The organism is Bradyrhizobium sp. AS23.2 (genome assembly GCF_001908185.1).
GTDB lineage: Bacteria > Pseudomonadota > Alphaproteobacteria > Rhizobiales > Xanthobacteraceae > Bradyrhizobium.
Genome location: NZ_LGHM01000254.1, coordinates 1 through 11,333, shown reverse-complemented (window position 1 = coordinate 11,333; position 11,333 = coordinate 1). Strand labels below are relative to the sequence as shown.

The 11,333-nt window shown below is 64.9% G+C and carries 10 protein-coding genes; 1 reads left to right on the top strand and 9 read right to left on the bottom strand.

Going from position 1 to position 11,333, the window contains the following annotated elements; all coding sequences use genetic code 11:
* Nucleotides 1–79: 79 nt before the first annotated feature.
* The 5 genes from AC630_RS39740 to AC630_RS39720 are packed head-to-tail and all read right to left on the bottom strand — an operon-like array spanning nt 80 to nt 6,649.
* Nucleotides 80–1,540: a form I ribulose bisphosphate carboxylase large subunit gene (locus tag AC630_RS39740; protein ID WP_074123795.1), complete on the bottom strand. Its 1,461-nt coding sequence runs from the start codon at nt 1,538–1,540 to the stop codon at nt 80–82.
* 33 nt (nt 1,541–1,573) lie between these two features.
* A complete protein-coding gene (gene fba / locus AC630_RS39735; protein ID WP_074123794.1) occupies nt 1,574–2,659 on the bottom strand; it encodes a class II fructose-bisphosphate aldolase in 1,086 nt (361 codons plus the stop codon).
* Nucleotides 2,660–2,673: 14 nt separating this feature from the next.
* A complete protein-coding gene (gene tkt, locus AC630_RS39730; RefSeq protein ID WP_074123793.1) occupies nt 2,674–4,695 on the bottom strand; it encodes a transketolase in 2,022 nt (673 codons plus the stop codon).
* A 28-nt stretch (nt 4,696–4,723) separates the two neighbouring features.
* Nucleotides 4,724–5,599, bottom strand: a complete 876-nt coding sequence (locus AC630_RS39725; RefSeq protein WP_074123792.1) for a phosphoribulokinase — start codon at nt 5,597–5,599, stop codon at nt 4,724–4,726.
* A gap of 12 nt (nt 5,600–5,611) precedes the next feature.
* Nucleotides 5,612–6,649 (bottom strand): class 1 fructose-bisphosphatase, encoded by a 1,038-nt coding sequence (locus AC630_RS39720; protein ID WP_074123791.1) that lies wholly within the window; start codon nt 6,647–6,649, stop codon nt 5,612–5,614.
* Between the two features lie 119 nt (nt 6,650–6,768).
* On the opposite strand from AC630_RS39720, the gene AC630_RS39715 reads away from it, so the two are divergent.
* The gene (locus AC630_RS39715) at nt 6,769–7,746 is read left to right on the top strand and encodes a LysR family transcriptional regulator (protein WP_074123790.1); all 978 of its coding nucleotides are present in this window, start codon (nt 6,769–6,771) and stop codon (nt 7,744–7,746) included.
* Between the two features lie 208 nt (nt 7,747–7,954).
* Here the strand turns inward: AC630_RS39715 and AC630_RS39710 are convergent, their stop codons facing one another.
* From AC630_RS39710 to AC630_RS39695, 4 genes are all read right to left on the bottom strand, one after another.
* Nucleotides 7,955–8,134 carry a hypothetical protein gene (locus tag AC630_RS39710; protein ID WP_074123789.1) on the bottom strand — a complete coding sequence of 60 codons (180 nt, stop codon included), beginning with the start codon at nt 8,132–8,134 and terminating at the stop codon, nt 7,955–7,957.
* A 141-nt stretch (nt 8,135–8,275) separates the two neighbouring features.
* A complete protein-coding gene (locus tag AC630_RS39705) occupies nt 8,276–8,695 on the bottom strand; it encodes a DUF4118 domain-containing protein (RefSeq protein ID WP_074123788.1) in 420 nt (139 codons plus the stop codon).
* A 141-nt stretch (nt 8,696–8,836) separates the two neighbouring features.
* Nucleotides 8,837–10,030, bottom strand: a complete 1,194-nt coding sequence (locus AC630_RS39700; RefSeq protein ID WP_074123787.1) for an MFS transporter — start codon at nt 10,028–10,030, stop codon at nt 8,837–8,839.
* Nucleotides 10,031–10,083: 53 nt separating this feature from the next.
* On the bottom strand, nt 10,084–10,704 hold the full coding sequence (locus AC630_RS39695; RefSeq protein ID WP_074123786.1) for a TetR/AcrR family transcriptional regulator: 621 nt from the start codon (nt 10,702–10,704) through the stop codon (nt 10,084–10,086).
* Nucleotides 10,705–11,333 lie beyond the last annotated feature (629 nt).

The window sequence follows — 11,333 nt, the reverse complement described above, 5'->3', positions numbered from 1 at the left end:
ACCTGCTTGGTGATCTGGTCGTCGGTGAGGTCAGGCAGATATGAGAAGCAACCTTGAGTCATCTTCATGTTGAAACTCCTCAGACGGTCTCGAGTGCGGTCGGCACGAAGTCCGGCGTGTCAGTGGATTGATAGTTGAAGGTGACGTCCTTCCAGACGTCGAGCGCGGCTTTCAGCGGCGTGCAGGTCTGAGCCGCCTTGGCCAGGATCTCAGGACCTTCATGCACGTAGTCGCGGCCCTCGTTGCGAGCGAGGATCATCGCTTCCAGCGCGACGCGATTGGCGGTCGCGCCGGCGGCGATGCCCATGGGATGACCGATCGTGCCGCCCCCGAATTGCAGCACGACGTCTTCTCCCAAGAGATCGAGCAACTGGTGCATCTGGCCGGCATGGATGCCACCGGAGGCGACCGGCATCATCTTGTTCAGGCTCGCCCAGGACTGGTCGAAGAACAGACCATGCTCGAGCTTGGTCGGATTGAAGTCCTCACGGCAGACATCGTAGTAACCGCGCGTGGTGTTGGGATCGCCTTCGAGCTTGCCGACCACGGTCCCGGCATGGATATGATCGACACCGGCGAGCCGCATCCACTTCGCGATGACGCGGAACGAGACGCCGTGGCTCTTCTGCCGCGTATAGGTCGAGTGACCGGCGCGATGCAGATGCAGGATCATGTCGTTGCGGCGCGCCCATTTGGCCATCGACTGGATCGCGGTGTAGCCGATCACGAGGTCGATCATGACGATGACCGAGCCGAGCTCCTTGGCGAACTCCGCGCGCTCGTACATGTCCTCCATGGTCGCGGCGGTGATGTTCAGGTAGGTGCCCTTCACCTCGCCCGAAGCCGCCTGCGCGCGGTTCACGGCTTCCATGCAGTAGAGGAAGCGATCGCGCCAATGCATGAAGGGCTGCGAGTTGATGTTCTCGTCGTCCTTGGTGAAGTCGAGCCCGCCCTTGAGCGCCTCGTAGACCACGCGGCCGTAGTTGCGCCCCGAAAGCCCGAGCTTCGGCTTCACGGTTGCGCCCAACAACGGCCGGCCGAATTTGTCGAGGCGTTCGCGCTCGACCACGATGCCGGTCGCAGGTCCCTGGAACGTCTTCACATAGGCGACCGGGAAGCGCATGTCTTCCAGGCGCAGCGCCTTCAGCGGCTTGAAGCCGAAGACGTTACCGATGATCGAGGCCGAAAGGTTCGCGATCGAGCGGGGCTCGAACAGGTCGAGATCATAGGCGATGTAGGCGAAATATGAGCCCGGCGTGCCCGGCACCGGATCGACGCGATAGCATTTCGCGCGATATTTCTCCGCGGCGGTCAGCCGATCGGTCCACACCACCGTCCAGGTCGCGGTCGAGGATTCGCCGGCGACTGCGGCCGACGCTTCGATCGGGTCGACACCCTCCTGCGGCGTCACGCGGAACAGCGCGATGATATCGGTATCCTTCGGCACATAGTCGGGCTCCCAATAGCCCATGCGCTTGTATTCCATCACGCCGGATCGATAGCGCTCTTTGCCGCGGACGGTTCCTGCATGTGCATTCATGGCTCTCTCTCCTGCTCTTCTCTCTCTGAATGATTAGGCGGCAACCGGCTCGCGGGCGCCGATGCGCGGGTCGAGCTCGCCGGCGCGATAGCGCCGCGCCATCTCGCTCAATGGAACGACCTTGATCTTGCTGGCGTGGCCCGCGGTGCCGAACTGCTCGAAACGGTCGCGGCAGAGTTCGCGCATCGCATCCATCGCGGGTTTGAGGAATTTGCGCGGATCGAACTCGTTGCGACTTTGCGTGGCGACCTTGCGAAACACGGCGGTCATCGCGAGGCGGCAGTCGGTATCGATGTTGACCTTGCGCACGCCGCTCTTTATGCCACGGACGATCTCCTCGACCGGTACGCCCCAGGTCTGCGGCATCTCGCCGCCGAACTGGTTGAACATGTCCTGGAGCGGCTGCGGCACCGAGGAGGAGCCGTGCATGACCAGATGCGTGTTCGGCAGCCGGCGGTGGATCTCCTCGACCACCCGCATCGCCAGGATGTCACCATCCGGCTTGCGGCTGAACTTGTAGGCGCCGTGCGAGGTTCCCATCGCGATCGCGAGCGCATCGACCTTGGTGGCGCGGATGAAGTCGACCGCCTGGTCGGGATCGGTCAGCAACTGGTCGTGGCTCACCTTGCCCTCGACGCCGTGGCCGTCCTCCTGTTCCCCGCCACCGTGTTCGAGCGAGCCGAGCACGCCGAGCTCGCCTTCGACGGAGGCACCGACCCAATGGGCGAGATCGACGACCCGGCGGGTGATCGCGACGTTGTAGTCGTAATCGGCAGCCGTCTTGGCGTCGGCCTTGAGCGAGCCGTCCATCATCACCGAGGTGAAGCCATGGGCAATGGCGGAGGCGCAGGTCGCCTCGTCAATTCCGTGGTCCTGGTGCATGCAGAGCGGGATGTCGGGATAGGTCCGCTCCAGCGCGTCGATCATGTGCGAGAGCATGAGATCTCCGGCATAGCTGCGCGCGCCGCGCGAAGCCTGGATGATCACGGGCGCGTCGACCTCGGCCGCCGCCTGCATGATCGCGATGCCCTGCTCCATGTTGTTGATGTTGAACGCCGGCACTGCATAGCCGTGGTTGGCGGCGTGATCGAGCAGTTGGCGAAGGGTGATACGGGCCACGAAGAATCCTCCTGCTATTGCTTGCCTGCGCGTGCGATCGCCCGGCGGGCGGCTTCCGCAATGCTTTGCGGCGTGATGCCGAATTCGCGGTAGAGCACAGGCGCAGGCGCCGAGGCGCCGAAGCCGCGCATGCCGACGAATTCGCCGTCGGCGCCGATCCAGCGCGGCCAATCGCCCGGCACGGCCGCCTCGATGCCGACGCGCGGCACGGTGCCGAGTACGGCGGCGCGGTAGTCTTCCGGCTGCTCCTCGAACAGCGCGAAACAGGGCGCGGAGACCACGGCCGCTCGAACGTGCTCGGTTGCGAGCAGGCGCGCCGCTTCCAGCGCAATCGACACTTCCGAGCCGGTCGCCATCAATGTCACGTCGCGGCCGCCGTCCGGCGAGACGATGAGATAGGCGCCACGCGCCACACGATTCCTGCCGCGCGCATCGCTGCGGAAGGTCGGCAGCGCCTGGCGCGACAAGCACAGCACGGAGGGACGATCCTCGGCCTCGAGCGCACAGTTCCAGGCTTCCAGTGCCTCGACCGCATCGGCGGGGCGGAACACGAGGAGGTTCGGAATGACTCGCAGCGCGGCGAGATGCTCGACCGGCTGGTGCGTCGGACCGTCCTCGCCGAGACCGATGGAGTCGTGGGTCATCACATGAATGACCCGCAGCCGCATCAGGGCCGCGAGGCGGATCGCCGGCCGGCTGTAGTCGGAGAAGGCGAGGAAGGTGCCACCATAGGGAATGAAGCCGCCATGCAGCGCAAGGCCATTCATTGCGGCGGCCATGCCGTGCTCGCGGATACCGTAATGAATGTAGTCGCCGGCGAAAGTGTCGCGCCTGACGAACGTCTGCGCCTCGGCGTGCGTCAGGTTCGAATGCGTCAGGTCCGCGGAGCCGCCGACAAAGCCGGGGATCGTTCCGGCAATGCCGTCGAGTACCTGTTGCGAGGCCTGCCGCGTCGCGAGCTTCGGACGCTCGGTGGCAAAGCGCTCGCGCAATTTCGCCGAGGCCTGGGCATAGGCGTCCGGCAGGGCAACCATTCTGCCCTCGATCAACAGGTCGCGCTGCTCGGGCGTCGCGCATTCGTAACGATCGAGCCAGGCGAGACGCTCGACTTGCCCGCGTTGCCCAATCATCCGCCACGCCTTGAGGATCGGGATCGGCACCACAAAGGGCTGGTAGTCCCAGCCGAGCGTTCGGCGCGCCGCTGCCGTCTGCTCGGTGCCGAGCGGCGCGCCATGCGCCTTCTCGGTGCCCTGGCGGTCGGGCGCGCCATAGCCGATGATGGTGCGGCAAGCGATCAGCGACGGCTTTGCGGTCTCCCGTTCCTCCGCAATCGCCCGTGCGACTGCTTCGGGATCATGCCCGTCGACCCGACGCACCGACCAGCCGGAAGCCGCGAAACGTGCGAGCTGGTCATCGGAAGTCGCCAGCGACGTCGGCCCATCGATAGAGATGCCGTTGTCGTCGAACAGCACGATCAGGCGGCCAAGCTGAAGATGGCCTGCGAGCGAGATCGCCTCCTGGCTGATGCCTTCCATCAGGCAGCCGTCGCCGGCGATCACATAAGTGAAGTGATCAACGAGGCCGTCGCCATGACGCGCATTGGCCATGCGTTCGGCGAGCGCCATGCCGACTGCGGTCGCAATCCCCTGCCCCAGCGGTCCCGTCGTCGTCTCCACGCCCGGCGTGTGGCCATATTCGGGATGGCCCGGTGTCTTCGAGCCCCATTGCCGGAACGCCTTGATGTCATCGAGGCTGACATCGCCGCCGGTCAGATGAAGCAGCGCATAGAGCAGCATCGAGCCATGGCCCGCCGACAGCACGAAGCGGTCGCGGTCCGGCCAATTGGGATGAGCCGAGTCGAATTTCAGGAAGCGCGAGAACAACACGGTCGCGACATCGGCCATGCCCATGGGCAGGCCGGGATGGCCGGACTGCGATGTCTCGATGGCGTCGACCGCAAGGAAGCGGACGGCGTTGGCGAGATCGTTGTGCGTGACCGCCGTGAGGTCGGCTTCGGCGTGAACCGAGATGTTCATCAGACCCTCCCGTTGTTGGTATTGCGGATCATTTCAGGCTCCGCTTGCGCTCGATGAGCTGCATGATCAGCGGCGTCAGGATGAGCTGCATCGCGAGATCGAGCTTCGCGCCCGGACAGACGATCGAGTTTGCGCGCGACATGAAGCTGTGCGGCAGCATCGAGAGCAAATAGGGGAAGTCGATGCCGCGCGGATTCTTGAAGCGGATCACGACCATCGATTCGTCCGGCGTCGGGATCCAGCGCGCGATGAACGGATTGGAGGTGTCCACCGTCGGAACGCGCTGGAAGTTGATGTCGGTCTCGGTGAATTGCGGGCAGATGTAGTGGATGTAGTCCGGCATCCGGCGCAGAATGGTGTCGGTGACGGCCTCGGTCGAATAGCCGCGCGCGCTGCGGTCGCGGTGCAGCTTCTGGATCCATTCAAGATTGATCACGGGCACGACACCGATCTTGAGGTCGGCATAGCGCGCGACGTTGACCTTGTCGGTGACGACGGCTCCGTGCAGGCCTTCGTAGAACAGCAAGTCCGAATTCTCCGGCAGCCGTTCCCATTCAGTGAAGGTGCCAGGATCCGCACCGTGCAGCGCAGACTCCTCGGCGTCATGGACATAGTGGCGCGTCACCGCCGTCCCGGTCTCGCCATAGTCGCGGAAGGCCCGCTCCAGTTCCTCGAACAGATTGGTCTCGGGGCTGAAATGGCTGAAATGCTTGTTGCCGCGCTCGGCCTCCTTCGCCATCTGCGTGCGCATTTCGCCACGGTCATAGCGATGGAACGCATCGCCCTCGATGTAGACGGCGTTGACGCGCTCGCGGAAGAAGATCTGCTCAAAGGTCTTCTTGACCGAAGTGGTGCCGGCGCCGGACGAACCGGTGATGGAGATGATCGGATGCTTCCTGGACATGGGACACCTCGCTCACAGCCGGAAGAAGCCACGTCGCGCGAACAGCGGCGCGGAAACGCTCGCCACCAGCAGCGGATCGCAATGCAATTCATCGACGCGGCGAACTTCGTTGCTCGAGCCCATGATCAGCGGTACACGCTGGTGCAGGCTCTGAGCTGCGAGATCGAGGATACGCTCGCGCCCGGTCGAGGCCGAACCGCCGGCCTGCTCGATGAGCATCGCCATCGGATGCGCTTCGTAGGTCAGGCGCAGGCGGCCGTCGCCATAGCCGGGGCGCGCGTCGGACGGATAGAGAAACACCCCGCCGCGGGTAAGGATGCGGTAGGCTTCTGCAACCAGCGAGCCGATCCAGCGCATGTTGAAGTTGTGGTTGGCTGGCCCTTCGACGCCGGCGAGGCACTCATCGATGAAGGCGCGCACCGGCGGATCCCAGTGACGGCGGTTGGAGGCGTTGATCGCGAACTCCTCGCACGTCTCGGATATCTGCACGGCGCTGCGCGCGAGGCGGAAGCAACCCGCCTTGCGGTCAAGCGTGAAGATGTCGACGCCATCGCCGAACGTCAGCACCAGAGAGGTCTGGGGACCATAGGTGACGAACCCCGCCGCAAGCTGCGCCGAGCCACGCTGGTGAAAGGCGAGCGCGAGATCGTCCGGCGCGGGCAGGATCGAGAAGATCGTGCCGACAGTCATGTTGATGTCGATATTGGAGGAGCCGTCGAGCGGATCGAACGCAACGCAGATCTTCGCCTCGCGGTCGCCGATCTGCGGCTCGCGCATCTCCTCCGACGCCAGCGCCGCGATCGGCGATCTGGTGAGACAGCGGCGCAGGATCGCGTCCGCCTGTACGTCGAGATCGCGCTGGATATCGCCGTCGCTGTTGCGGCCGGTGGTCAGGCCGGAGGCGTCCGCGAGATCTCCGGTTGCGATGAGATCGGCGATCTCGATCGCCGCCGCCGCGATAGCATCGACTGCGGCCGCCACGGCCAGCGCATGGGGTGCAGTCTCGGAATACCGCTGAAGGTGATCGTCCAGTCTGAGTTGCCCGGTCATCTGCGTCCATCCCCTTTGCTGACGCCGCATCCGGTTCGCTCCCGGTGGAGGTCGGTGCGGTCAGTCCCAGCACGATGAGATTGACAGGACCGGCTTAATAAGGAAAATTTCTATTCATAATGAGCGCCAAAGAATTTCCTTATAATGGCCCCGGCCATGCGGCGACCCAGCTCCGGCATCTGACGATCCGGCAGCTCCGCTCGCTCGCGGCGCTTTCGGCCAAGGGCAGCGTCACGGCCGCCTCAGGCCATCTCGGCCTGACCCAGCCGGCCGTCACGCAGCAACTGCGGCAGCTTCAGGACCTCGCCGGCCTGCCGCTGGTGCAGCGGACCGGTGACGGCATGCTGCTGACCGAGGCGGGCAAGGAAGTGCTGGCGCTCGCCGAACGCGTCGAGGCCGCGATCATGGATTGCCAGGGCGCGATCGACCTGCTTGCGGGGCGCACCGGCGGCACGGTGCATCTCGGCGCGGTCTCGACCGCGAAATATTTCGTGCCGCATGCGATCGCGGCGTTCTCGAAGCGGTATCCGAAGATCGAGATCAAGCTCACCATCGGCAATCGCGAGGACATCCGCGAGGCCATGCACGGTTACGACCTCGATTTCGCGGTGATGGGTCGGCCACCGGCCGACGTCAGTGTCGACGTGCGTCAGCTCGGGCGCAATCCGCACATCATCGTCGCCCGCAAGGGACACTGGCTGGAGAAGGATTCCGGCCTCAGCCTGACCGACCTTGTGCATGAGACCTTCCTCACCCGCGAGCCGGGATCAGGCACGCGCACGCTGATGGAAGGCATGTTCCAGAGGGCCGATCTCGAGCCGATCATCGGCATGGAGATGAGCAGCAATGAGACGATCAAGCAGGCTGTCATCGCCGGGCTCGGCGTCGCCTTCATCTCGGCCCACACGGTCGCGCACGAGCTTGCCGAAGGCCGCCTCGTCGTGCTCGATGTCGCTGGCCTGCCGATCGTCCGGCAATGGTACGTGATCCGCCGCAGCGACAAGGTGCTGCTACCGCCGGCGCAGGCGATGTTCGATTTTCTCGGCTCGGAGGGCTCGAATTATCTGCCCGATGTGCCGGAACTCGGCGGGCGATAGCTGGCTGACGCTCAGCTCATCAGCTTCATGGCGATGGTCGCCGCCAGAACGACGATGATCTGGAGCAGACGCTCCGTCGTGAAGATGCGGTTCAACGTGGTCATCGCTCGCCCCCGGCCGACGTGAAGGATCTCGATCGGTCGGGTTGCTAGCATAGACAGCCGCCGGGGTAACTCCGTGGTTGCCACGTGCGCTTCGATGCCGGGGTCTACGCCGCCGCGCGCGCGGCAAAATAGGTTTCCAGCTCCGACAACGCCCGCGCTTCCCAATCCCTCGCCTGTTCCAAGAGCGACCAGCTCTGGCCCGGGCGGAATGCAGCGGTCTGGCGATAGAGCGATGCGATTCCGCGGTAGCGGCGCACGTTCTCCAAGATGGCCTGGCCGTTCATGTCCAAAAAAACTCCCTCGTCATTCCCGGGGGAGAAACTGCGGCCAAATCTTTTTCGAAAAGTTAGCGGCGCGCGGCAAACGCGCGGATGGTTGCCGGACTGTTGCGCGAGCGCAACGCGTCCCTCCCGCTCGAGGCTCGTTTATTGCGAATTCGTTGCCGCGCTCTCGCCCGAGCGCTCCAATCCGCCGCGGCTGTTGATCGTCATCGTCTCGCGGCAGAGATCGGCAAGGCCAATCAGCAGCACGGCGAGCAGGAAGAACAGGTTGATGGCATCCGCATCGGCGCTGGTCAACGGGCTCACCTCGAAGAACGGCGGCATGAAGGCCCACCACACCAGCGGAATGGTGAGCAGCGCGGCGAATGCCGCCGCTGGCGCGCCCGCGACAATTCCGAGCACGAAGAGGCTGGGCAGGAACGTCGCGAAATAGAGTTTTGCGCCGAGCGCGACGCAGACGCCTTGAAGCGCAGCCGACGCTGCGACGACGACAAATCCGAGCAGAAACGCCTGCCACGACCATGGCCGTACTCGCGGTACGCCATACAGTCCCGCACGCCTCATAGGGCCTCCCCTGCCGCCTGTTAACCAGGTCCGGTTGCGACCAAAGTACTACAGGGGCTGGGAAATCGCGAGGTGGAAATTGCACGGCCCAGGACGTGGCATCAAAGGCTTGGTAAACGGCCGCAGCGCACAATCGTGCCGCTACTCGGTGGCCGCATAGAGCAAGCCCGCGACGGGCATGGCGAGGCCAATGGCCGATGCGAGCATCCAGCCTCCTTGCGCGAAGGCCCAGGCGCCGAGCGCAGAGCCGGCGGCGCCGGCCGCGAAGAACGTCGCCATGTAGAGCCCGTTGAGACGGCTGCGGTGCTCGTGGCCGAGCACGAAGATCGCGCGGAAGCCGAGCACGACATTGCCCTGGACACCGATATCGATCGCGATCGCGGCCACGACCAGGCAGGCGAGGTTCAGCATCGAGCCGGTCGCACCGACATGGGTGATGAGAAAGCCCGCGGCCGCAAGCAGCAGCGCGACCAGGGTTGCCATGCGGCTATGCCCGCGGTCGGCGAGCCGCCCCGCGATCGGGGCCGCGAACACGCCGGCGACACCGGCGAGCGCGAACAGTGCGATGCCGCGCTGGGAGAAGCCGAATTCGCTCGCGAGTTGGAGTGGGGCCACCGTCCAGAACAGGGTGAAGGCGCCGAACAGGCTAGCCTGGTACAGCGCGCGGCGGCGCAGCAGCGGCGTGGTCCGGACCAGGTGCGGCATCGACAACAGCAACGTACCATAATGCATGCGCGCGACCGGCTTGCGCTTCGGAAGCGTCATCCACAGCACGGCTGTCAGCACGATCATCAGCGCCGCCGAGCAGAAGAACACCGCGTGCCACGACAGCGCTGCGGTGACGAAGCTCGACACCGGACGCGCCAGCATGATGCCGAGCATCAGGCCGGTCGAGACGTTGCCGACGACGCGGCCGCGAATGGCCTCGGGCGCAAGATGGGCCGCATAGGGAATGATGATCTGCACGGCGACCGAGCCGAGCCCGATGAACAATGCGGCGATCAGGAACGGCAGCGCATGCGTCGCGAACGCAGCGGCGAGCAGCGCGACGGCGCCAAGCGTGATGACGGAGCAGATCAGCGTGCGGTTCTCGACGAGATCACCGAGCGGCACGATGAAGAGAAGCCCCACGCCATAGCCGATCTGCGTCATGGTGACGATCAGTCCCGCCGCTTCATGCGACAGGCCGAGCGCGGCGCTGATCGGGGCGATCAGCGGCTGGGCATAATAGATGTTGGCGGCGACCATGCCACAGGCCGCGGCAAGTACGAAGGTCAGGCGCTGCGACACCGCATCCGGGCCAGGCGCGGTCTCGATCGTGGCATTCATCGTCATTACATGCAGTCTCCGAAAGATCGGGAACGATCATTCCCTAATATGTCAAGAATTCAGGCGAGCAGTTTCATCGCGACGCCGATTAGGCGCTCACCGTCGAGCGGCAGGCGCGCCTTGCCGACGACGCGCAGGCCCTGCGTGATGCAGATCATCAGCCGCGCGGTGTCCTCGGCGCCGACATGGCCGGGGATCGAGCCGTCGGCCTGACCCTCGCGAATAAGGCCGTTGATGAAAGCTTCGTTGGCCTTGAGCTGGGCGTTGACGCGGGCGCCAACCACCGGGTCGACTGCCGACAGCTCGACCGCGCTGCCGACCACGAGGCAGCCGCGCCGCCCTTCGCTGCCCTGGGAATGTTCGACATAGGACAGCAGCACATTGCGCAGCCGCTCGCACCCGTTTCCGCCGCGCGCCGCCGCGCTACGGGTCTGCTCCTGACGCAGCGCGGTGTAGCGCTCGAAAGCGGCCATGAACACCGCATGCTTGTCGCGAAACGCCTTGTAGACGCTGCCAGTGGCAAGCCGCATCGCGGCGGTGAGATCGCCGATCGAGGTGGCATGATAGCCACGCTCGCGAAACACGCGCACGGCCCTGTCCAGCGCGGTGCCCATGTCGAATTCCCGGGGGCGGCCGGGTGGGCGGCCGGCGGCCTGCGATCGGCGTGCAGCTCTTTGCATTGTGGGATGATAGGGAATGATTGTTTCCGAATAAAGACACGTGGTTGTGAATGAGGAGGGAAGGCGCGGCAAATCGATAGCAGCATCATCAACTCTCGTGAACTCTCGTGTCCCGGACGCGCTGCGGCACGTAGTGACGCTGCGCAGAGCCGGGACCCAGGCGGCGACACCGGTAGGACGCGGCGACATAGGCCCCGGCTCTGCAGCGCACCGCCGAAGTGGTGCTGCGCTGCGTCCGGGGCGCGAGCGGGAGTTTGTCGCACACGGCCTCCACATCGTCATTGCGAGCGCAGCGAAGCAATCCAGACTCCCGCCGCGGAAATACTCTGGATTGCTTCGCTGCGCTCGCAATGACGGAGCAGGTGCACCACCTTCGTCCCCCGACGCGCATCTCAACTCGCAGACACACCTTCGCACCCTCGCAGCGCATTTCGCCCGAGCTTTGCTTGATCTCTCCACCCTCTAAGCCAAGAGGGCGCAGGGAAGGCCGGGTGCCAGCTAGCACCCGCGGTCCGCTGCGCGAAGGTAGCGCAAGGAGACCGCACAGCAGCATACAGGTGAAGCCCAACACACGGCCTTCCCTGCGCAGTGGTCTGACGGCTTATGCCGTGCTCTCCCGGGAGCCGAGT

Excerpts from the sequence above, each read along its gene's own strand:
- AC630_RS39740 (WP_074123795.1), bottom strand. The coding sequence starts at position 1,540 with ATGAATGCACATGCAGGAACCGTCCGCGGCAAAGAGCGCTATCGATCC.
- tkt (WP_074123793.1), bottom strand. The coding sequence starts at position 4,695 with ATGAACATCTCGGTTCACGCCGAAGCCGACCTCACGGCGGTCACGCAC.
- AC630_RS39725 (WP_074123792.1), bottom strand. The coding sequence starts at position 5,599 with ATGTCCAGGAAGCATCCGATCATCTCCATCACCGGTTCGTCCGGCGCC.
- AC630_RS39720 (WP_074123791.1), bottom strand. The coding sequence starts at position 6,649 with ATGACCGGGCAACTCAGACTGGACGATCACCTTCAGCGGTATTCCGAG.
- AC630_RS39715 (WP_074123790.1), top strand. The coding sequence starts at position 6,769 with ATGAGCGCCAAAGAATTTCCTTATAATGGCCCCGGCCATGCGGCGACC.
- AC630_RS39710 (WP_074123789.1), bottom strand. The coding sequence starts at position 8,134 with ATGAACGGCCAGGCCATCTTGGAGAACGTGCGCCGCTACCGCGGAATC.
- AC630_RS39705 (WP_074123788.1), bottom strand. The coding sequence starts at position 8,695 with ATGAGGCGTGCGGGACTGTATGGCGTACCGCGAGTACGGCCATGGTCG.
- AC630_RS39700 (WP_074123787.1), bottom strand. The coding sequence starts at position 10,030 with ATGACGATGAATGCCACGATCGAGACCGCGCCTGGCCCGGATGCGGTG.
- AC630_RS39695 (WP_074123786.1), bottom strand. The coding sequence starts at position 10,704 with ATGCAAAGAGCTGCACGCCGATCGCAGGCCGCCGGCCGCCCACCCGGC.